General features: G+C 69.7%; 18 protein-coding genes. 9 read left to right on the top strand and 9 right to left on the bottom strand.

What is annotated here, in order from left to right; genetic code table 11:
• Nucleotides 1-265: 265 nt before the first annotated feature.
• The 3 genes from GQ56_RS0127815 to GQ56_RS0127805 are packed head-to-tail and all read right to left on the bottom strand — an operon-like array spanning nucleotide 266 to nucleotide 3,705.
• Nucleotides 266-1,072 (bottom strand): sulfite exporter TauE/SafE family protein, encoded by an 807-nt coding sequence (locus GQ56_RS0127815; RefSeq protein ID WP_031401772.1) that lies wholly within the window; start codon nucleotides 1,070-1,072, stop codon nucleotides 266-268.
• Nucleotides 1,073-1,090: 18 nt separating this feature from the next.
• Complete coding sequence (locus tag GQ56_RS0127810; protein ID WP_031401771.1) at nucleotides 1,091-2,758, bottom strand: bifunctional protein tyrosine phosphatase family protein/NAD(P)/FAD-dependent oxidoreductase; 1,668 nt, start codon at nucleotides 2,756-2,758, stop codon at nucleotides 1,091-1,093.
• A gap of 29 nt (nucleotides 2,759-2,787) precedes the next feature.
• Entirely contained in the window at nucleotides 2,788-3,705 is a 918-nt protein-coding gene (locus GQ56_RS0127805) for an MBL fold metallo-hydrolase (RefSeq protein WP_407638609.1), read from the bottom strand.
• Nucleotides 3,706-3,922: 217 nt separating this feature from the next.
• Between GQ56_RS0127805 and GQ56_RS0127800 the strand changes: the two genes are divergently transcribed.
• The 5 genes from GQ56_RS0127800 to GQ56_RS0127780 all read left to right on the top strand — a co-directional run bounded on the left by GQ56_RS0127800 (nucleotide 3,923) and on the right by GQ56_RS0127780 (nucleotide 7,513).
• Entirely contained in the window at nucleotides 3,923-5,305 is a 1,383-nt protein-coding gene (locus GQ56_RS0127800) for a sigma-54 interaction domain-containing protein (RefSeq protein WP_031401769.1), read from the top strand.
• 71 nt (nucleotides 5,306-5,376) lie between these two features.
• Nucleotides 5,377-5,904 (top strand): M949_RS01915 family surface polysaccharide biosynthesis protein, encoded by a 528-nt coding sequence (locus GQ56_RS0127795; RefSeq protein WP_031401768.1) that lies wholly within the window; start codon nucleotides 5,377-5,379, stop codon nucleotides 5,902-5,904.
• A gap of 130 nt (nucleotides 5,905-6,034) precedes the next feature.
• Nucleotides 6,035-6,595, top strand: a complete 561-nt coding sequence (locus GQ56_RS0127790; protein WP_031401767.1) for a DUF2975 domain-containing protein — start codon at nucleotides 6,035-6,037, stop codon at nucleotides 6,593-6,595.
• An 8-nt stretch (nucleotides 6,596-6,603) separates the two neighbouring features.
• Nucleotides 6,604-6,828, top strand: coding sequence for a helix-turn-helix domain-containing protein (locus GQ56_RS0127785; RefSeq protein ID WP_031401766.1), 225 nt, complete (start codon nucleotides 6,604-6,606; stop codon nucleotides 6,826-6,828).
• A gap of 103 nt (nucleotides 6,829-6,931) precedes the next feature.
• Nucleotides 6,932-7,513 carry a hypothetical protein gene (locus GQ56_RS0127780; protein ID WP_321029207.1) on the top strand — a complete coding sequence of 194 codons (582 nt, stop codon included), beginning with the start codon at nucleotides 6,932-6,934 and terminating at the stop codon, nucleotides 7,511-7,513.
• Between the two features lie 48 nt (nucleotides 7,514-7,561).
• Here GQ56_RS0127780 and GQ56_RS0127775 read toward each other — a convergent pair whose 3' ends face one another.
• From GQ56_RS0127775 to GQ56_RS0127760, 4 genes are all read right to left on the bottom strand, one after another.
• Nucleotides 7,562-8,590, bottom strand: coding sequence for a MerR family transcriptional regulator (locus GQ56_RS0127775; protein WP_031401764.1), 1,029 nt, complete (start codon nucleotides 8,588-8,590; stop codon nucleotides 7,562-7,564).
• 110 nt (nucleotides 8,591-8,700) lie between these two features.
• Nucleotides 8,701-10,260: an efflux transporter outer membrane subunit gene (locus GQ56_RS0127770; RefSeq protein ID WP_031401763.1), complete on the bottom strand. Its 1,560-nt coding sequence runs from the start codon at nucleotides 10,258-10,260 to the stop codon at nucleotides 8,701-8,703.
• 2 nt (nucleotides 10,261-10,262) lie between these two features.
• The gene (locus GQ56_RS0127765; RefSeq protein WP_031401762.1) at nucleotides 10,263-13,412 is read right to left on the bottom strand and encodes an efflux RND transporter permease subunit; all 3,150 of its coding nucleotides are present in this window, start codon (nucleotides 13,410-13,412) and stop codon (nucleotides 10,263-10,265) included.
• Nucleotides 13,409-14,518, bottom strand: coding sequence for an efflux RND transporter periplasmic adaptor subunit (locus tag GQ56_RS0127760; protein ID WP_031401761.1), 1,110 nt, complete (start codon nucleotides 14,516-14,518; stop codon nucleotides 13,409-13,411). Before GQ56_RS0127760 ends, GQ56_RS0127765 begins: the two co-directional genes overlap by 4 nt.
• A 179-nt stretch (nucleotides 14,519-14,697) precedes the next feature.
• Between GQ56_RS0127760 and GQ56_RS0127755 the strand changes: the two genes are divergently transcribed.
• Nucleotides 14,698-15,318 carry a TetR/AcrR family transcriptional regulator gene (locus tag GQ56_RS0127755; RefSeq protein WP_031401760.1) on the top strand — a complete coding sequence of 207 codons (621 nt, stop codon included), beginning with the start codon at nucleotides 14,698-14,700 and terminating at the stop codon, nucleotides 15,316-15,318.
• 74 nt (nucleotides 15,319-15,392) lie between these two features.
• On the opposite strand, the gene GQ56_RS0127750 is transcribed toward GQ56_RS0127755, so the two are convergent.
• Both GQ56_RS0127750 and GQ56_RS0127745 read right to left on the bottom strand, forming a co-directional pair.
• Complete coding sequence (locus GQ56_RS0127750) at nucleotides 15,393-17,126, bottom strand: ClcB-like voltage-gated chloride channel protein (protein WP_031401759.1); 1,734 nt, start codon at nucleotides 17,124-17,126, stop codon at nucleotides 15,393-15,395.
• 103 nt (nucleotides 17,127-17,229) lie between these two features.
• On the bottom strand, nucleotides 17,230-18,297 hold the full coding sequence (locus GQ56_RS0127745) for a YeiH family protein (RefSeq protein WP_031401758.1): 1,068 nt from the start codon (nucleotides 18,295-18,297) through the stop codon (nucleotides 17,230-17,232).
• Nucleotides 18,298-18,409: 112 nt separating this feature from the next.
• On the opposite strand from GQ56_RS0127745, the gene GQ56_RS0127740 reads away from it, so the two are divergent.
• The 3 genes from GQ56_RS0127740 to GQ56_RS0127730 all read left to right on the top strand — a co-directional run bounded on the left by GQ56_RS0127740 (nucleotide 18,410) and on the right by GQ56_RS0127730 (nucleotide 21,225).
• Nucleotides 18,410-19,303 carry a LysR family transcriptional regulator gene (locus GQ56_RS0127740; protein ID WP_031401757.1) on the top strand — a complete coding sequence of 298 codons (894 nt, stop codon included), beginning with the start codon at nucleotides 18,410-18,412 and terminating at the stop codon, nucleotides 19,301-19,303.
• Between the two features lie 136 nt (nucleotides 19,304-19,439).
• Nucleotides 19,440-20,204 (top strand): xylose isomerase, encoded by a 765-nt coding sequence (locus GQ56_RS0127735; protein WP_031401756.1) that lies wholly within the window; start codon nucleotides 19,440-19,442, stop codon nucleotides 20,202-20,204.
• Between the two features lie 28 nt (nucleotides 20,205-20,232).
• Nucleotides 20,233-21,225, top strand: a complete 993-nt coding sequence (locus GQ56_RS0127730) for a sugar kinase (protein WP_031401755.1) — start codon at nucleotides 20,233-20,235, stop codon at nucleotides 21,223-21,225.
• Nucleotides 21,226-21,241 lie beyond the last annotated feature (16 nt).

Here is a 21,241-nt window from a genome sequence, read left to right as displayed (position 1 = left end):
GTCGACAATCTTTCGATGTGGACTGCGAATGATTGAACTCGAAAAAGACGAGGCCAGATCGGTTTTCTGGTGCGGGATTGACCAAGTGTTGTCTTGTCGGTCGTCGGGCTTGCGTCGCCCCTTCACGAAGGAAGCAGCGGCCTTTCGTTCGTGATGCCGGGTTTGTGGGCCACCGCGCCCTGTGACTATGTCGGCGTGGCGGCGCGGAAGCATTGATTCGGGAAGCCGGGCGCACACCCGCCGCGCCCGGCCCGGGCGTTGATGTTTACGCGCCGAATGCCGCCTTCGCCAGCAACCCGAGCGCAACGCACACGAGCACGGCCGCGAACCCGGCCTGCACGTGCCGCGCGGCGAGGTGCCGCGATGCGCCGCGGCCGGCGGCCATGCCGAGCGCGGTCGCGACGGCGAACCACAGCGTCACGTCGAGCGGCGCGCGCGTGCCCGACACGAGCGTCGCGAACACGCCGCCGGTGCCGACGAGCGCGATCACCATCAGCGAGGTCGCGACGATACCGTGCATCGACACGTTCGTGAACTTGCGCAGCATCGGCACGATCACGAAGCCGCCGCCGACGCCGAGCAGCCCCGTCATCAGGCCCGTCGCCGCGCCGGTCGACGCCAACGCGAGGCCGACCGGCCAGGACCAGATGAGCCGGCCCGTATCGGGATTCACGCGGCCGACGCACAGCGGCGACGCTTCCGAATCGACGCTCGCGTACCGCAACGCCTGGTGCAGCAGGCGGCCGGCGACGACCAGCATCGTCAGCGCGAACAGCGCGAGCAGCAGGCGTTGCGGCAGGATGTGCGCGAGCCGCACGCCGACGGTGGTCAGCGGCACGCCGGCCACGGCCATCAGCAGCGCCGCGCGATAGCGCACGAGCCCGCGGCGGAAGCCTTCGAGCGCACCGAGCGCGGCGCTGCCGGCCACGGCGATGAGCGCGACGGGCGTGGCCTGCTGCATCGGCCAGCCCATGCCGACGACGAGCGCGGGCACCGCGAGAATGCCGCCGCCGGCGCCGGTCAGGCCGAGCACGGCGCCGACGAAGCCGCCCAGTACAAGGGAAATCAGCATGACGTCATCGCGCTCCGGTCAACGCGCGACCGCGGGCTTCGCCAGCCATTCGCGGCCCTTGAGCATCGCCTTCCAGTAGAGCGGCGGCAACGCGCGTTCCTTGAGCAGCCACGCGAGCCGCGACGGGCGCTTGCCGTCGATCAGCCATGCGGGGAAGGTCGGCGCGACCTTGCCGCCGTACAGGAATTCGGCGAGCACGATCTTGCCGCGCTCGACGGTGAGCGGGCACGAGCCGTAACCGTCGTACGCGGCGTCGCCGTGCGCGCGGCCGAGCGATGCGAGCAGGTTGTGCGCGACCACGGGCGCCTGCTTGCGGGCAGCGGCCGCCGTTTTAGCGTTGGTCGTGTTGGTCGCGTCGCCGAGCGCATAGACGTCCGGAAAGCGCTTGTGACGCAGCGTTGCCGGATCGACGTCGATCCAGCCGGCCGCGTCGGCGAGCGGGCTCGACCGGACGAAGTCGGGCGCCTTCTGCGGCGGCACGACGTGGATCATGTCGAACGACCGTACGACGGTTTCCTTCGCGCCGTCCGGCAGCACACGGGCGAACGTCGCGCGGCGGGCGGGCCCGTCGATCGAGACGAGGTTGTGGCCGAACGACAGCGCGATGTCGTAGCGTTTCACGTATTCCATCAGCGCGGGCACATAGTCGGCGACGCCGAACAGTGCGGCGCCTGCGTTCAGGAACTCGACGTTCGCGGCCTCGAGGCGGCCCGTGCGGAGCCAGTGGTCGCACGACAGGTACATCGCCTTTTGCGGCGCGCCCGCGCACTTGATCGGCATCGGCGGCTGCGTGAACAGCGCGTTGCCGCCCTGGAACGCGCGGACGAGTTCCCACGTGTACGGCGCGAGATCGTAGCGGTAGTTCGATGTGACGCCGTTGCGGCCGAGCGTGTCGGCGAGGCCTTCGATCGCGTGCCAGTCGAGCTTGAGCCCCGGGCACACGACGAGCTTGCGGTAACCGACGCGGCGGCAGCCGTCGAGCACGATCGCATGCGCGTCCGGCTCGAAGCCGGCGACGGCCGCCTGGATCCGGTGCACGCCGCGCGGCAGCACGTCGGTCATCCGGCGCGCGGTCGTCTCGGGCTTGAACACGCCCGCGCCGACCATCGTCCAGCCCGGCTGGTAGTAGTGGACGTCGGCCGGATCGATCACCGCGATGTCGAGCGACGCATCGCGCGCGAGCAGGCTCGACGCGACCGCGATGCCGGCGGCGCCCGCCCCGACGATCACGATGTCGTGGCGCGCGTCGACGCCCGGCGTCGCCTGCCGGCCGCCGTGCGCGACCCGCGATGCGAGCGCGCGCAGGTCGTAGCCGGCCGCGTCGGCCGTCGCGACGATGTCGTTCAGCGGGCGCAAGCCCGCCTGCGACAGCGCCCACAGCGTGGCCGAACGCGTGCCGCTGCGGCAGTACGCGAGCACCGGGCCTTCGAGCGATGCGAGGAGCGCGCCGAACTGCGCGGCCTGGTCGTCGGTCACCTTGCCCGTATCGACCGGCAGGTAATGCACATCGATGCCGAGCGACGCGGCGGCCGCGCGGATTTCGGTGACGGTCGGCTGGTCGGGGCCCTCGCCGTCTGGCCGGTTGCAGATGATGGCGCGGATGCCGGCCGTGCGAAGCGCGGGCAGGTCGGCCGCCGCGATCTGCGGCGAGACCGACAGCGCGTCGGTCAGCTTGCGGATGGTCATGTCGGGGTTCTCCGGGTGGGGCGCGCGGCTCAGATCGCGTCGAGCGGAATCTTCAGGTAGCGCACGCCGTTGTTTTCGGGCTCGGGCAGGTGGCCGGCGCGCATGTTGACCTGCACGGACGGCAGCATCAGCACCGGCATGTCGAGCGTCGCGTCGCGCGCGGTGCGCATCGCGACGAAATCGTCCTCGGTCACGCCGTCCTTCACGTGCACGTTCGCGCGGCGCTGCTCGGCGACGGTCGTCACGAACTGCACGTCGCGTCCGCCCGGCTGGTAGTCGTGGCACAGGTAGAGCTGCGTGTCGGGCGGCAGGCCGAGCACGCGCGCGATCGAGCGATACAGCGTGCGTGCGTCGCCGCCGGGAAAATCGCAGCGGGCCGTGCCGTAGTCGGGCATGAACAGCGTGTCGCCGACGAACGCCGCGCGCCGGGTCGCGTCGTCCACACAGTAGGTCATGCAGGCCGGCGTGTGGCCCGGCGTATGCAGCGCGCGGATCGTCAGGCCGCCGAGCGCGAGCGTGTCGCCGTCGTCGAGCAGCCGGTCGAACTGGCGGCCGTCCTGCGCGAAACCGGGGCCGGCGTTGAACAGCGTGCCGAACACGTGCTGCACGCGGCGCACGTGCGAACCGATCGCGATCCGGCCGCCGACGCGTTCCTTCAGGTACGGCGCGGCCGACAGGTGATCGGCGTGCACATGGGTTTCCAGCAGCCAGTGCACGTCCGCGCCGAGTTCGGCGACGCGGGCGATCAGCCGGTCGGCGCTGGCCGTGCGCGTGCGGCCGGATTTCGGATCGTAGTCGAGCACGCTGTCGATCAGCGCGCACGCGTGGCTCGCGGTATCGAGCACGAGATAACTGACGGTGTGGGTCGCCGGGTCGAAAAAGCCTTCGACCGACAGGGCGGGGGCATGGCTCACGGGGTGTCCTTGATCGGGTTCTGCATCCTGCATCGATATGGTTTATTCAAGAAGCATGCCAGCCGGCGCCGCCGCACCGGCCAATCGGTCAGGGACTTGATTCGGCTCGGGTTTTCTGCGCGGCTGAGGCGATCCGCGGGCGTCGGCGGCATCCGGTACGCGGATGCGAACTGCCATATCTGGCAGTGTCGTGGCAGAATTGGCAGTCAGCCTGGCAGTCCGTCAGGCTGTCCCTTTTTCGAACGTCCGCATGAATCCGCACGACACCATCCCGATCGTCGCCGCGCCGCGCCACGACGTCATGCCCGACGTGCGTGCGCTCGTCGCCTACCTGGAGCAGGATCCGCAGCCGATGATCGTCGTCGATCCCGACTACCGGATCCTCGCGGCGAACGATGCCTACCGGCGCCAGTTCGGCGTCGCGGGCGTCGAGCACGTGGGCCGGCACTGCTTCCAGGTGTCGCATCACTACGACGTGCCGTGCGATCAGGCGGGCGAGCATTGCCCGATGAAGCAGGCGCTCGAATCGCGCGGGCTGAATCGCGTGCTGCACATCCACCACACGCCGCGCGGCCCCGAGCACGTCGACGTCGAGCTGCGGCCGATCTTCGATGCGCTCGGCAGCGTGATCGCGTATGTCGAGCGGCTGACGACGGTGCGCAGCGCGTCCGCGCAGCCGAGCGCGGAAGGTCTCGTCGGCGGCGCCGACGCGTTCAACGCGGCGCTCGGCGCGCTGCAGCGCGTCGCGCCGTCGATGCTGCCGGTGCTGCTGCTCGGTGAATCGGGCACCGGCAAGGAACTGTTCGCCCGCGCGCTGCACGAGGCGAGCGATCGCGCGATGGGGCCGTTCGTCGTCGTCGATTGCTCGGGGATCGCGGAGACGCTGTTCGAGAGCGAACTGTTCGGTTACGAGAAGGGCGCGTTCACGGGGGCGAACCAGCGCAAGCCGGGCCTCGTCGAGACCGCGCAGGGCGGGACGCTGTTTCTCGACGAGATCGGCGACGTGCCGCTGCCGATGCAGGTGAAGCTGTTGCGGCTGATCGAATCGGGCACGTTCCGCCGCGTCGGCGGCGTCGAGGCGCTGCGCGCGGATTTCCGGCTGGTGGCGGCGACGCACAAGCCGCTGCGCGAGATGATCGACGACGGCCGGTTCCGCCAGGACCTGTACTACCGGATCAACGCGTTTCCGATTCCGTTGCCGGCGTTGCGCGACCGGCGCGGGGACGTTGCGCTGCTGGCCGAATCGATCCTGCGGCGGATCGCGAATGCGCGCGTGAGCGCGGGCGATGCCGGCGCGCGGCCGTTCGTGCTGACGGAGCGCGCACGCGCGTGTCTCGATGCCTATGCGTGGCCGGGCAACATCCGCGAGCTGCGCAACGTGCTCGAGCGCGCGTGCCTGTTCGCGGACGACGGGACGATCCGCGTCGAGCACCTGCCGGCCGAACTGGTCGCCGCGGCGGCGGCGCCGCAGGACCGCGCGACGGAGGTGCGCGGCGTGTCGGACGCGGAACTCGTGCGCATCGCGCGCACGTTCGACGGCACGCGCAAGGCGCTTGCCGAGCAGGTCGGGATGAGCGAACGGACCTTGTACCGGCGGATGAAGGCGCTCGGGCTCGGGATGCGCGGGCGCTGAGCGGGCGCGCGACTGGCGGCAGCGGGCCGCCTTGCCGATAATGGCGGATTCGATCCAGCCCCCCATCGCCGATGCTCCGACGTTTCCTTTCTCCTTGCCTGTTTCTCGCCGCCGCAGCGCTGTGCAATCCGGCGCGGGCCGCCGAATACACGTGGACCGATGCGGCCGGCGTGCATGCGGTGACGCTTGCCAGAACCGCATCCGGCGACGACGTCGAACTGAAGGTGGCCGCGACGCTCGACGGCCGCCCCGACTGGACGGTGCACGACTACGTGAACGCCTGCCCGGTCGACGTGATCCTGGACGTCGTGCCCGCGTCGATCGAAATGCGCGACCTGCTCGGCGACGGCCGCAAGCAGTTCCTGTTCGCATACAAGATCGGCTGCCGCGGCGACGTCAGCGCCGACCAGGTCAAGTATTTCCTGATCGACGCGGGCAGGAAGTACGTGCTGCGCGGCGAGGAAACCGTCACCGTCAACGGCAAGTTCATGGACGGCGGCGCGGCGCCCGTGCCGAATGCGGACCTGAAGGCCCATCCCGTGTTCCTGCGCTACATGACGAAGCACTGGCGCGGGATCAGCCTGCACGACTATCGCTAGGCGCGCGGCCGTCGATGCCGGGTGAACCTGTCATGCGATAAGAAATGGTGGAGATGCGACGATTAATTATCGTTTAACGATAATTCATGGCGTACAATCGGCGCACGTTCACTTTCGTCGAGGACTTCGCATGCATTCCGATCGCATCGCCCGTATCAGCCAGCGGATGGCCACCGTCACGCTGGGTTTCATCGTCGTCATGCTGGTGCTCAACGCCGCGTGCTGGGCGTTTCCATCGCTGAACGCGGCCTCCGGGCCCGGTCTCGTGTTCGGCCTGACGGATTCGGTGATGTCGAACCTGCGCGTCGATGTCGACGCGTTCCCGTGGTGGCAGAAGGCAGTGGGCATCCTGCTGTCCAGCATCCCGCTGATCGCGCTTGCCAACGGCCTGCGTCATCTGCGCGCGCTGTTCCGCACCTATGCGCGCCGCGACTATTTCTCCGTGCTGGCGGCCGGCCATCTCGGCAAGACGGGCCGTGCGATCGGCCTGTGGGTGCTGCTGAGCCTGCTGTGCGAGCCGCTGCTGAGCGTATGGGCGACGCTGCGCGAGCCGGTCGGCCACCGCGTGGTCAGCATCGGCTTCAGCCTGCCGTACGTGGTCGCGCTGTTCACGGCGGCGTGCATCGCGGTCATCGCGCACATCCTGCGGCAGGCGAGCGAACTCGATGCCGAGCATCGGCAGTTCGTCTGAGGCGCGCCATGTCGATCGTGGTCAAGCTGGATGTGATGCTCGCAACGCGCAAGGTGCGCTCGAAGGACCTCGCGGCGGCCGTCGGCATCACCGAACAGAACCTGTCGCTGCTCAAGCAAGGGAAGGTCAAGGGCATCCGCTTCGCGACGCTCGAGGCGATCTGCCGCTATCTCGACTGCCAGCCGGGCGACCTGCTCGCGTTCAGCGATGACGGCGGCGGCGCGTCGGACTGACGCATCGCGACCGCAGCGGGGCGATCCGGCGCGACGCCGACGGGCGCGCATCGTTGCACTGGCCGTCGCGGCCTCCGTCTCGATTCACCTGTCCGGATGGTTCGTGCTGCAACGGGCGTTATCGGCGGCCGGCCCGAAAGCCGGTGCGCGGCCGGGGATCGCGCTGCGCGTCGAGCTGATTCTCGCGCGTGCGGCGCTCGTGGCGAATGCGCCGGCCGATGGTGAAGCCGGCCCGTCCGAAGGGGCGCGCAGCACTGGGCGAGCGACGCAGCGATCCGCCGCGATCGCAACCTCGCGCCTGGCGCTGCATGCGAGCGCGCTGTCCGACACCCCGCGCGTGCTGGATCCGCCGCGACAACGCGAGACACCTGCAGGCGCGGTCGCAAGCGGAGATGAAAACCGTGTGCAGACCGCATCGGACGCCGAGGTCGACTGGCAGCGCGACCTCGATGCCATCGGCGCGCGGCAAGCCGTCGCGCGCAGCCCGGCGCAGGCGGCGGTCGGTGCGTTGGGCACGTCGTCCGGCGGCCTTGCGCCGCGCCGCGACACCGTCGATGCGAGGCTGGCCGGCGGCATGTCGGACGCCCGTCGCGCCGACTGCCGGCAAGCGCATGCGGGCGCGGGCCTGCTCGCATTGCCGATGCTCGCGCTGGATGCGGTTCGCGACACCGGCTGCCGATGGTGAGACGGGCGGCACGCGGGAAACCCGGCTGCCCCCCGTACCTTCATGCGTTCAGCTCGCGGGCGCAAGCTGCGCCATCGCTTCGCGGACGAAGCCGATCAGCGTCTCGTCGGCCCACGAATCCTGCGTCAGCAGCGGCTCGGTGGCCAGCGCACGGCGGAATTTCGCGTGCGTGGCGGGATCGTGGCCCGCGTAGCTGCAGAACAGGTCGAGCCAGCGCTGCGCGAGCGCGCGGCCCTGCGGCGAACCGGGTTGCGCGCCCGCCTCGATCGCGTCGCGCACATCCCCCATCAGCTGCGGCCATTCCATCGCGCGTTCGCCATAGTGCGCCCGCATGAAGCGGATCTCGTCCGGGGCGAGGTACTTCTCGAAGATCCGCATCTTCGCTTCCGACGACGCGCGCAGCACATAGTCGCGCAGCGCGGTCGAAATGCCGACCTTCGACTGCATCGCCGGCTCGTGTTCGTGCATCAGGTTCAGCTTCGCCAGCAGCCGCGGGTCGTTGTTCGTGTCGCGCACGAGCAGCGCCATCCAGCGCGCGGCAAGCGCGCGGGCGCGCGCGTCCTCGGCGGGCACGCCCGCGTCGTGCAGCGCGCGGACCTCGCCGACGAGCGCGATCCATTCCGCGTCGCCCGCCTGGCTTTTCCGGTACATCGGCAGGCGCGCGAGTTCTTCCTCGGAGAAATATTTGTCGTACACGGTCATCAATTCCAGTGTGGTGAGCCAGTCGGCCAGCTCCGGCTCCGCGCCCGCGGCGAGCTGCGCATGCAGGCTCACGAGCCGCTCGCGCAGCTGCGCGGTCTGCGCAAGCTGGCGGTCGAGCAGGGCGATCTGCTTCGCGACGAGATCGGCGAGCGGGGCGCCGGGCCGGTTCAGGTGGTCGCCGATTTCGGCGAGCGACAGGCCGAAGCGGCGCAGCGCCTGGATCCGGTGGAGCCGGGCGACGTCGTCGCGGTCGTACAGCCGGTAGCCGTTGTCGGCGCGCGCCGAAGGCGTCAACAGACCGATTGCGTGATAGTGATGAAGCGTGCGGACCGTCAGCCCGCTGCGTTTCGCCAGTTCTCCCACCTTCAGTCGCATTCGTCCCTCCGTTCGGTGCGCACCCTGGAGTCTCGAACGTTACGCTACGTGAGGGTCAAGCGGAAGATCGGCCGTCGGGCGCCCGGTGCGCACCCGACGGCAGGGCCGGCCTATTGCGGCGACGGCGGAGTCTCGGCGCGGGCGGCGGTATCGGCGTGCGCCGGCTGGCCGGTCGCGTTGCCGGTCGGGGCGGCCGTGCCGGCCTGTCCGGCCGGCGGCGTGCCCATCGCCTGGTAGAGCCGCGCGGTATCGGCGAATCGCGCGCCGGTCGCGCGGATCTCGTCGAGCCGCGCATTGCGGTACTGCAGCTCGCTGGCGCGCGCGGCCGACGGCGGCAGCGCGCCGAGCCGCACGCGGGCCGCCGCGTCGTCGTACGCGCCGCGCGCCGAAAGGGCGGCGCGGGACGACGCGTCGAGCGCTTCCGCGTCGTGCTCGAGCGCCGCGAGCGAATCGGCGACGTTCTGGAACGCGCCGAGCACGGCCTGCTTGTACTGGTCGACCGCCGCCTCGTAGGTCGCCTTTGCCGCGCGGCGCTGCGCGAGCAGCGCGCCGCCGTGGAAGATCGGCTGGCTCAGCGACGCGCCGACGTTCCAGATCGCGCCGGCGCCCGACAGCATCGCCGGCCAGCTGAAGCCGCCTTTGCCCATCGCCGCCGACAGCGACAGCTGCGGGAACATCTGCGCGGTCGCGACGCCCACTTCGGCCGCGGCCGCCTTCAACCCCGCGTCGGCCGCCTGGATGTCCGGACGGCTTTGCAGCAGATCCGACGGCACGACGACGGGCACCTGTTCGGGCAAGTGCAGATCGGCGAGCGTGAGATCGGCCGGCGGCCGGTCGGGCGTGCGGCCGATCAGCACCGCGAGCGCATGGCGCGCCGAGTCGCGCTGCTGGCGCAGCGCCGGCAGGCTCGCCGCGAACGTGTCGGCGCTTTGCCGCGCGTTCAGCGCGTCGCTGCGCGATGCCGAACCGAGCGCAAAGCGGCGCTCCGCGTCGTGCGCCTGGTCGTTGGCGAGCGCGACGAGCCGCTCGGTCGTGCCGATCTGCGCATTCAGCACCGACACCGTGATCGACGCGGTGACGATGTTCGCGGCCAGCGCGCGCCGCGCGGATTCGAGCTGGAACGCGCTGACGTCGACGCGTTTCGAGAGCGCGCGGTTCGCGAAGCGGGTGGCGCCGAACAGGTCGATCGTGTAACTCGCCTGCAGTTGCCCGACGAACGAGTCGTACAGCAGCGTCGGCGCGCCGAGCGCGGGAATCGGCACGCCGAGCGCCCGCTGGCGCGCCGCCTGGCCGCCCGCGTCGATCGACGGCAGCATCGAGCTGCCGATCTGACCGCGCAACTGCTCGCGTGCGGCATCCAGCGAGTGCGACGCCGCCCCGAGCGTCGGGCTGTTGCGCAGCCCTTCGTCGACGAGCGCGTTCAACGCATCGGAGCGGTACTGCGTCCACCAGTCGGGCACCGGCTGCGCGCCGACCTCGAACTGCTGCGCGACGCCTTGCGCGGACACGGTCTGACGCACTTGCGGCGCGGTGCCGTAGTGCGCGGGCGCCGGCATCGCCGGCGGCTCGCTGCTTGGCGCGAACCACGCGCAGCCCGCGAGCGGGCCGGCGAGGCTCGCGGCCGCGAGCGCCCGCGCGGCTTTCGTTTTCAGGTTCATCGATCGATCCATGGTCAGGCTCCCGGCGAGGCGGCCGGCGTGCCGCCTTCATGCGGCGGGCCGTCCTGCGGATCGCGCTCGTCGCGCTTCACGCGGAACCACGTCGCATACAGCGCGGGCAGGTAGAACAGCGTCAGCACGGTGGCGCTCGTGATGCCGCCCATCAGCGCGGTGGCCATCGGCCCGAAGAAGTTCGAGCGCAGCAGCGGGATCAGCGCGAGCACGGCGGCCGCGGCCGTCAGCGTGATCGGGCGGAAGCGCCGCACGGTGGCGCCGATGATCGCGTCGACGCGGCCGTGCCCGGCTGCGATGTCCTGTTCGATCTGGTCGACGAGGATCACAGAGTTGCGCATGATGATCCCGAACATCGCGATCACGCCGAGCATCGCGACGAAGCCGAACGGCTGGCCGAACAGCAGCAGCGTGGCGACCACGCCGATCAGCCCGAGCGGCGCGGTCAGCACGACCATCAGCACGCGCGCGAAGCTCTGCAACTGGATCATCAGCAGCGTGAACACCGCGATCGCCATCAGCGGCATCTGCGCGTTGATCGACTTCTGCGCCTTCGCGCTTTCCTCGACCGAGCCGCCGATGTTGATCTGATAGCCGACCGGCAACTGCGCGCGCAGCGCGTCCAGCTTCGCGTCGACCGCGTGCGTGACGTCGATGCCCTGCGCGCCGGTGCGCACGTCCGACTGAACGGTGATGGTCGGCTGGCGGTCGCGCTCCCACACGACGCCGTATTCGAGCGTCGGCTCGAAGCGGCCGAGCGAGCCGAGCGGCACCGGGCCGTTCGGGGTCGGCAGCGCGAGGCCCGCGAGCTTCGCGGGGTCGACGCGGTCGGCCTTCGGCGCGCGCAGGTCGACCGCGATCAGCTTGTCGCGTTCGCGGTACTGCGTGACGGTCGTGCCGGAGAGCGTCATCGCGAGAAAGCTCGACACGTCCTGCGACGTGACGTTCAGCTCGCGCGCCTTCTTCTGGTCGATCTCGAAGCGCACCGAGCGCTCGGCCGGCTCGTCCCAGTCGAACTGCACGTTGACCGTGCGCGCGTCGCCGCGCATCGTCGCCGCGACCTTCTCGGCGATCGAGCGGACCGTCGCGATGCTGTCGCCGCTCACGCGGAACTGCACCGGGTAGCCGACCGGCGGGCCGTTCTCGAGCCGCGACAGCCGCGAGCGCACGGCCGGGAACTGGTTGCGCAGCTCGGTTTCGAGCCAGGTCGCGAGCTTCTCGCGATCCTCGACCGATTTCGCGGTGATCACGAATTGCGCGAAGTTCGGCAGTTGCAGCTGCTGGTCGAGCGGCAGGTAGAAGCGCGGCGCGCCGCTGCCGACGAAGTTCACCGAATGGTCGATCTCCGGGCGCTTGTCGAGCACTTTCTCGAGGCGCTCGGTCTCGCGCAGCGTGGCCGCGAACGACGCGCCCTCGGGCAGCCGCAGGTCGACCAGCAGCTCGGGCCGGTCGGAGCTCGGGAAGAACTGCTGGGGCACCAGCGAGAAGCCCGCCAGCGCCACGACGAACAGCGCGCCGGTGATCAGCAGCACCACGAAGCGCCGCTCGATGCACCAGTCGATCCAGCCGCGCAGCCGGCGGTAGAAGCGCGTGTCGTAGATGTCGTGCTCGTGGTCGTCGGGCAGGTGCGCCTCGTGCGCGTGCCGCTTGCGCTCGGGCAGCATGTGATAGCCGAGCAGCGGGATCAGCACGACGGCCGCGAACCACGACGCGATCAGCGCGATCGCCGACACCTCGAAGATCGAGCGCGTATATTCGCCGGTGCTCGATTTCGCGAGCGCGATCGGCAGGAAGCCCGACACCGTGACGAGCGTGCCGGTCAGCATCGGGAACGCGGTGCTGGTATAGGCGAACGCGGCTGCGCGCGCGCGGGTGTAACCCTGTTCGAGCTTCACGGCCATCATCTCGACCGCGATGATCGCATCGTCGACGAGCAGCCCCAGCGCGAGGACGAGCGTGCCGAGCGACACCTTGTGCAGCCCGATGTCGAACAGGAACATGAACAGCGCGGTGACCGCGAGCACGACCGGGATCGAGATCACGACGACCATCCCGGTGCGCAGGCCGAGCGACACGAGGCTCACGACCAGCACGATCGCGACGGCTTCGGCGACGGCTTCGAGGAAGTCGTCGACCGAGTGCGACACCGCGTGCGGCATGCTCGATACGAGGGTCAGCTTGAGGCCGGCCGGCAGCTGCGCCTGCAGGTCGTTCGATTCGGCGTCGAGCGCCTTGCCGAGACGGATCACGTCGCCGCCGGGCTGCATCGTCACGCCGATGCCGAGCACCGCCTTGCCGTTCGCGCGCATCTGCGTGACGGCCGGATCGTCGTAGCCGCGTTTCACGGTTGCGAGATCGCCGAGCCGGAACGTGCGGCCGTTGATGCGGAGCAGCGTATCGGCGATCGCGTCGACGTTGTCGAACTGGCCGCCCGGCCGCACGAACACGCGATCGTCGGCGGTCGTCAGCACGCCGGCCGACGAGATGTCGTTCTGCGCGTTGATCGCCTGCCCGAGCTGCTGCGGCGAGATGCCGAGGCGCGTGAGCTGCGCGTTGTTCACCTCGATGAAGATCCGCTGGTCGGGGTCGCCGAAATAATCGACCTTGCCGACGCCCGGCACGCGCAGCAGCACGGTGCGCAGCTGGTCCGCATAGTCGTGGAGCTGCGCGGGCGTGAAGCCGTCGCCCTCGAGCGTCCAGATGTTGGTGTAGACGTCGCCGAACTCGTCGTTGAAGAACGGGCCCTGCACGCCGGGCGGCAACGTGTAGCCGATGTCGCCGACCTTCTTGCGGATCTGGTACCAGGTGTCGGGCACGTCCTTCACGGGCGCCGAATCCTTCATCGTGAAGAAGATCAGCGATTCGCCGGGGCGCGAATAGCTGCGCAGGAAGTCGATGGCCGGCGTTTCCTGCAGCTTGCGGCCGATCCGGTCGGTCACCTGTTCCTGCACCTGGCGCGCGGACGCGCCGGGCCAGAACGTGCGGATCACCATCACGCGGAACGTGAACGGCGGGTCTTCGGATTGCGCGAGCCGCGTGTACGCGAGCATGCCCGCGAGCGTCGCGAGCGCGATCAGGTAGACGACGAGCGCCTGGTGGCGCAGCGCCCACGCCGACAGGTTGAAGCGGCCTTCTTCGTGGGAGACGCTCACGATGCGAAGTCCTCCGGATGCAGCGGCGCGATCGGGCGCACCTTCTCGCCCGCGCTGACCGTGTGCACGCCCAGCAGCACCACGCGTTCGCCCGGCTGCAGCCCGTGCGACACGGTCACCGTGCGCTCGTTGAAGCGCGCGACGTCGACGCGGCGCAGCTCGAGCGTGTCGTCCTTCGTGCGCACGACCCAGACGGCCGGTTGCGCGCCGTCGTGGAACAGCGCGGTCGCGGGCAGCGTGACCGGCGGCGCGTCGCCGGCGGCCGCGGCGCCGGCAAATGCGACGCCGGCGGTCATCCCGAGGCGGATCGCCGGATCGGGCGTGGCGAGCGTCAGCTTCACGCGATAGGTGCGGCTTTGCGGATCGGCGGCCGGCGCGATCTCGCGTACCTTCGCGGCGAACGTGCGGCCCGGCAGCGACGGCAGCGTGACGGTCGCCGCCTGGCCGGGCGCGAGCGACGCGAGCGCGGCCTCGGGCACGTCGCTGACGACGTCGACGTCACCCGACCACGCAAGCTGGTACACGGGCTGGCCGGCCGACACGTTCTGGCCGGTGTCGGCCTGCTCGGCCGTGATGTAGCCCGCGTGATCGGCGACGAGCGTCGCGTAGCGGAGCTGGTTCTTCGCGAGCGCGAGTTGCTGCTGCGCCTGGTCGCGCTGCGCAAGCGCCGACGTGTAGCTGTTCTCGGTCTGCTCGAGCTGGGTGGTCGCGATCAGGTTTTCGCGGGCCTGCGCACGGTCGCGATCGAGCTGCTGCTTCGCGAACGTGAGGCTGTGCGTCGCGGCATCGAGTTGCGCCTGCGCGCTCGCGGCGTTTTTCTCGACGTCGGACGGATCGAGCAGCGCGACGACCTGGCCGACCTTGACCGTATCGCCGAGGCGCACCTTGCGCTCGACGATCTTGCCGGCGATGCGGAACGACAGCGGGGTGGCGTAGCGCGGCTGGATCTCGCCGGGGAGCGTGCGGGCGGCCGCGGCGGTGTCGGCCCGCGCGGGCAGCGCGACGACGGGGCGCGGTGAGGGCGGCGCGGATTCTTTCGGATGACAGGCGGCAAGGACGAACGCGGCGCTGACCAGCAGCGCGGCGCGGGAACCGGAGCGATTCACGAAACCCCCAGGTGAGGTGAAGCGGAACGAAGCCGGCAAGCGCGACGCGCACTTGCCCCGAGCGGCGCCGACATGGGCGCACGGACAACATCTTTCGGAAACTGCGGTGGATTCTAATACACACCTGTATCTGAATGCAAAGGTGAATCCGAATGCGAAAGGGTGCTAGACTGCGCGCCATGAAACCACAGCGTTTAACTCGCGAGCAGAGCAGGGACCAGACGCGCGAACGTCTGCTGATTGCCGCGCACCGGATTTTTCTGAAGAAAGGCTATGTCGCCGCGAGCGTCGAGGACATCGCGGCGGCGGCCGGCTATACGCGCGGCGCGTTCTATTCGAACTTCCGCAGCAAGTCCGACCTGTTGCTGGAGTTGCTGGAGCGCGACCACGCGGGGGTGCAGGCCGACTTCCAGGCGATTTTCGACGAGGGCGGATCGCGCGAGCAGATGGAATCGATGACGCTCGCGTATTACCGGACGCTGTTCCACGACGACGAATACGCGCTGCTGTGGGGCGAGGCGAAGCTGCAGGCCGCGCGCGACGCGAAATTCCGCGTGCGCTTCAACCAGTTCCTGCACGGCAAGCGCCTGCAGATGGCCGAGTTCATCCGGCGTTTCGCCGAGCGCTCGGGCACGCCGCTGCTGCTGCCGGCGGAGACCCTCGCGTTCGGGCTGATGTGTCTGTGCGACGGTGTGCAGTCGTATTACACGGCCGATCCGCAGCACGTGTCGGCCGAGGTGGCCGAGTCGGTGCTGGCCGGCTTCTTCGCACGGGTCGTGCTGGGGCGTGCGCCGGATTGAACCGGATCGGGCCGGCGGTCCGGTTCGCGCTCGCTCGAGGTTCGCGCTCGCGCGGCAGTCAGTGAACCGCCCGGTCAGCGCTCGCCGGTCATGCGCCGGTAGGCGTCGAGCAGCGACGTCTTGTAGACGACCCCCGCGAGCGTCGGTTCGGCTTCGCTCTCGATCACCGGCAGCCGTTCCCCCTGGAACGCCATGAAGCGTTCGAGCGCGGTCGCGAGCGGCATGTCGGGCGTGAGGAGCGGAAACGGCGTGTGCGCGTAGTGCGCGGCCGTCTTGTCGGTCGTGTCGCGCTTGTCGAGCAGGTCGGACGTGATGTCCTTCAGCGCGACCGCGCCGCGGAAGCGTCCGGCGTCGTCGGTCACGTACAGGTATTTCACCGGATATTCGAGAAACACGCGCGTCATGTCGGCGACGCTCGCCGTGAGCGGCACGACCGTCTGCGCGGGCTGGATCAGTTCGCGCATCTGCGTGGTGCGCAGCCGCAGCTTTTCCTGCGCGTCCTGGTAGTGGTGCTGCGTGATTTCGTACATCGACGTCGTGCCCGTCGCGCGCGCGACGAAATACGCGAAGACGCACGACACCAGCAGCGGCAGCACGACCTGGTAGCTCAGCGTCATCTCGAAGATCATCAGGATCGCCATCAGCGGCGCCTGCGTGGCGCCGGCCATGAACGCTCCCATCCCGACGATCGCGTAGGCGAAGTACGCCGACGTGTGGCCGGGCCACAGCGCCTGCATCGCGAGCCCGAACAGCGAGCCGAACACCGCGCCGACGAACAGCGTCGGCGTGAACACGCCGCCGATCGCGCCGGAGCCGGCGGTCGCGGCGGTCGCGATCACCTTGAACGCGAGCACCGCGATGAGCGCCTGCCACGTCCACGGCGAATGGAGGATGTGGTTCACCACGCTGTAGCCGTTGCCCCACACGTCCGGAATCCATACCGAGATCACGCCGACGACAAGGCCGCCGATGGCGAGCCGCACGGGCAGCGGCACGGGCAGCCGCTTGAACTGGTTCTTCGACGCGTCGAGCAGGTGCAGGAACTGCGGCGCGAGCACGCCGCACAGCGCGCCGAGCACGACGAACAGCAGCACCTCGGGGCCGGTGACGGCCGGGAACACCGGCATTTCGTACGGCGGCCGGTAGCCGGCGAATTCGCGCATCACGATGTTCGCGACGACCGACGCGACGACCATCGGCCCGAAGCTCTCCATCGCGATCGTGCCGAGCACGATTTCCGACACGAAGAAGGCGCCGGCGATCGGCGCGTTGTACGCGGACGTGATGCCGGCCGCCGCCCCGCAGGCGACCAGCAGGCGCAGGCGCGGCGGGTCGAAATGCACGAAGCGGCCGACGAGCGACGCGGCGAGCGCCGCGAGCTGCACCATCGGGCCTTCGCGGCCGATCGAGCCGCCGCTGCCGATCGTCAGCAGCGACGACACGCTGCGCCACAGGCTCTGCCGCACGGGGACGACGCCGTTGCCGAGCGCGACCGATTCCATGTAGTCGGTCTTGGCGGCCTGCTTGTCGCCGCGCGTGGCGAGCAGCAGCACGCAGCCGGCGAGGAAGCCGCCCGCGGCCGGCATCCAGAACCGCACGTACCACGGCAGGCGTTTCGCCATCTCCACGAAGCTGCCGCTTTGCCCGGAGATCAGGTGCTGCATCAGGTCGATGCCTTCGCGGAACGCCATCGTGGCAAAGGCGCCGCCGACGCCGACGATGGCCGACCAGATCAGCATCGTATGGGCGTCCGACAGGCGGAGCAGCGTTTGGGCGCGAGTGCGCAGCTTCAGCAGGAACGAGAGCACGGCTGAAAGAGGGCGATGGAAAACGACGCGAAGCATAGCACTGCGCCGCGCCCGCGGGACCATCCCGTCGGGCGCGGCGCGCGAAGTGTCATGGGCGGGCAGCTCAGCCAAGCCAGTGCTGCACGGCCCAGGTGATCCCGTAGCCGCCGACGATCAACCACACGTACAGGATCAGGCCGGTCATCAGGGCCCGGGGGCCGGCGGCGCGGATCTGCGCCACGCGGGTTTCGATGCCGAGCGCGGTCATCGCCATCGTCAGCGCGAAGGTGTCGAGCATGTTCAGCGTGTGCGTGACGTCGGCGGGCAGCACGTTCAGCGAATTGACGATCACGAAGCCGAGGAAGCCGAGCGCGAACCAGGGCACCGCCACCTTGCGCTTGCCTTGCGCGCCGCCGGCCGTCGCACGCGCCGAGCGGGCGAGCCACCAGCCGAGCACCAGCAGCACCGGCACCAGCAGCATCACGCGCGTCATCTTGACGATCGTCGCGATGTGGGCGACCTGCGGGCTGATGTCGCTCGCGGCGCCGACCACCTGCGCGACTTCGTGGATCGTGCCGCCGAAGAACAGGCCGAGGCCGGCCGGGTTGAGGTTCAGCAGCCCGGCGTGATAGGCGACCGGGTACAGGAACATCGACAGCGTACCGAACAGCACGACGCTGCCCACGGCCATCGCGCTCTGGTGCGGCTTCGACTGCAGCGTCGATTCGAACGCGAGCACGGCGGCCGCGCCGCAGATTGCGCTGCCGGCGGCGGTCAGCAGCGCGGAATCGCGATCGAGCTTCATGATCTTCATGCCGGCCCAGGTGCCGATCACGAGGGTGCTGACAACCACCAGCACCGATACGGTCAGGCCCGGCAGGCCGACCTGCGCGATTTCCTGCAGGCTCACGCGCAGCCCGAAGAACGCGACCGCGATGCGCAGCAGCTTGCGCGCGGAGAAGTTGACGCCGGCAGCCCAGCTTGCCGGCATGCCGTCGCGCAGCGCGTTGCCGTACAGCGCGCCGGCGACGATGCCGACGATCAGCGGCGACAGGCCGAGGCCCGCGATCGCGGGCAGTTGCGACAGGCTGGTGACGGCGGCCGCGAATAGCGCGACGAACAGGACGCCGTTCAACTGGCCGCGCATCGACGGCGCGGCGTGGTTGAGAGGTTGAGTCGGGGCAGTGGACATGGCAGCACCGTGAGGAGCGTCGTTGCGATGGTGTAATCCTAATTTCGTTATATCGATATGAAAAATTGTGATTTGTGACGTAAACTATCCGGAAAGCCGATAATTTATCCCCATGACCCCGGATCAACTGATAACGTTCGCCGCCGTCGCGGAACACCTGAACATCAGCCACGCCGCCGTGGCGCTGCATCTGTCGCAGCCCGCCGTGTCGGGCCAGCTGCGGCTGCTGCAGGACGAATTCGGCGAGCCGCTGTACCAGCGCGACGGCCGCGGCATCCGCCTGACGCCCGTCGGCGAACAGCTTGCGCAGTACGCGAAGGCGCAGCGCGACACGTTCGCGCAGGCGCGCGCGTTTCGCGATGCGGTGCGCGGGCTGGAGGCCGGCACGCTGCGCATCGGCGCGAGCACGACGCCCGCCAGCTACCTGCTGCCGTACCTGATCGCGGCGTTCCAGCCGCGCGCGCCGCGCGTGGCGATCCAGACGATGAGCGGCAATACCGCCGACGTGGTCGCGGCGCTGCCGACGCTCGATATCGCGATGATCGAAGGGCCGCCCGGCGAGGCGCTGCCGCCGGGGACCGCGGTGCACGCGTGGCGCGAGGACGAGATCGTGGCGATCGTGCCGACCGGCCATCCGCTGGCGGCGCCCGAATACGCGCCGGGGGTGACGCTCGACGCGCTGGCGGCCCATCCGCTCGTGCTGCGCGAAGCGGGCTCCGCCGTGCGGCAACTCGTCGAGCGTGCGTTCGCGCACGGCGCGGCGCCGATGCGGGTGGCGTTCGAGATCGCGGGCGTCGAGGCCGTGAAGGAGGCCGTGCGGGCCGGAATGGGCATCGGCTTCGTCTCCGCGATGTCGCTGCGTCACGACGACGCGGCACTCGTCCTGCGCTCGCTCGCGCCCATGCCGCTGACGCGTCATTTCTCCATCCTCGTGCCGCATGGCGGCGCACCGTCGCGGGTCGCCGCGCAATTCCTCGAAATGAGCCTCGCGCACGACGTCGCCTGAACCGGCGAAGCGGGCCCGGGTGCGCGTTTGCGCCGGGTCCGGCCCTAGGGATTTCCTCTATGGCGTGCGTCCGAAGCGAAGCGCACCATCCGCTTCACGTAAATGGAACCGGTTCCAATCCGGTGAGAGGGACACCATGACAGACATCGTGATCGTGGCGAGCGCATTCGGGACGGACCGCGTGCGCCAGGAGGGCCACGGCGCATTCGTCGCCACTGCGGCGGCATCGGGCGCGACCGGTTTCGAGGTGCGGCGCGAACTGTTCGCATCGGACGACGACGCGACACCCGGCGCGCTGGCCGCGCTCGGCGCGCAATTGACCGGCCACGGGATGTGGTCGGTCTATTCGACGCCGGCCACGCTGTATACGGAAACGGGCGCGCTCGATGCACACGCATTGCGCGGCGCGCTTGAGGAAGCCGACGCGCTCGGCGCGCGCTTCGTGAAATTCCAGCTCGGCGGTTTCGTCGGCGACGCGCACGCGGCCGAGATCGTTGCGCTGTCGCGCGGCGCGCGGGCCCGCCTGGTGGTCGAGAACGGCCAGTTGCCGGTCGGCGGCGCGCTCGCGCAATTCCGCGGGTTGTTCGAGGCGCTGGCCGCGGCGGGCCTGCCCGATGCGCTCGGGATGACGTTCGACATCGGCAACTGGCAGTGGCCGGGCGAAGCGCCGCTTGATTGCGCGCAGGTACTCGCGCCGCATGTGGAATACATTCATTGCAAGGCGGTCGCAGGCGAGGGCGCGCGCCGTTTTGCCGTCGCGCCGGCGCCGAACGATCCGCTCGTGACCGGCGTGCTCGCGGCGCTGCCGCGGCAGGCGCCGCGGGGCATCGAGTTTCCGTTCGACGCGGCCGACCTGGCGGGCGATGCCGGCCGGCGCGTCGCGTGGCTCGCGACCGCATGACGACGGACGCTTCCTGGAGAATGCATTCATGAAAGCAGCACTCGATGTCGTGACCTACGGCGAGGCAATGGCGATGTTCGTCGCGACCGAGCCGGGCCATCTCGCGAACGCGACGCAATTCGCGAAGCGGATCGCGGGCGCCGACCTGAACGTCGCGATCGGCCTGTCGCGGCTCGGCTTCCGGGTCGGCTGGATGAGCAGGGTCGGCAGCGATTCGTTCGGCGGCTACGTGCTCGACACGCTGGCGCGCGAAGGCATCGATGCGTCGTGCGTGACCGTCGATCCGTGTTACCCGACCGGCTTCCAGCTGAAGTCGCGCAACGACGACGGCAGCGATCCGACCGTCGAATATTTCCGCAAGGGCTCGGCCGCGAGCCACCTGTCGTGCGACGACTACGTGGCCGACTACGTGCTCGGCGCGCGCCACCTGCACCTGACGGGCGTTGCGCCGGCGATCTCCGCGACGTCGTGCGAGCTTGCCTTCAAGCTGGCGCGCGAGATGCGCGCGGCCGGCAAGACGATCTCGTTCGACCCGAACCTGCGCCCGACGCTGTGGCCGTCCGCCGATGCGATGGCGACGACTTTGAACGCGCTCGCATCGCTTGCCGACTGGGTGCTGCCGGGCCTTGCCGAAGGGCGGCAGCTCACCGGGCACGACACGCCGGCGGACATCGCGGGCTTCTATCTTGCGCAGGGCGCGCGCGGCGTCGTCATCAAGCTCGGCGCGCAGGGCGCGTACTATCGCACGGCCGACGGCCGCGAAGGGACGGTTGCCGGCGAGCGGGTGGACAAGGTCGTCGATACGGTCGGCGCCGGCGACGGCTTCGCGGTCGGCGTGGTCAGCGCGCTGCTGGAAGGCAAGGCGATCGAGCAGGCGGTGGCGCGCGGCAACCGGATCGGCGCGCTCGCGGTCCAGGTGATCGGCGATTCGGAAGGCCTGCCGACGCGCGAAGCGCTTGATCGGTTCGAAAACGTCAGCAATCGCGCCGATCGCTTAGAGGAAACCTTCACCGCGCAATGAGAGGCCGGACACGGCA

The sequence above is a fragment of the Burkholderia paludis genome (genome assembly GCF_000732615.1).
Classification (GTDB): domain Bacteria; phylum Pseudomonadota; class Gammaproteobacteria; order Burkholderiales; family Burkholderiaceae; genus Burkholderia; species Burkholderia paludis.
The sequence above is the reverse complement of the archived record's forward strand: the minus strand, read 5'-3'. Positions and strand labels throughout refer to the sequence as shown.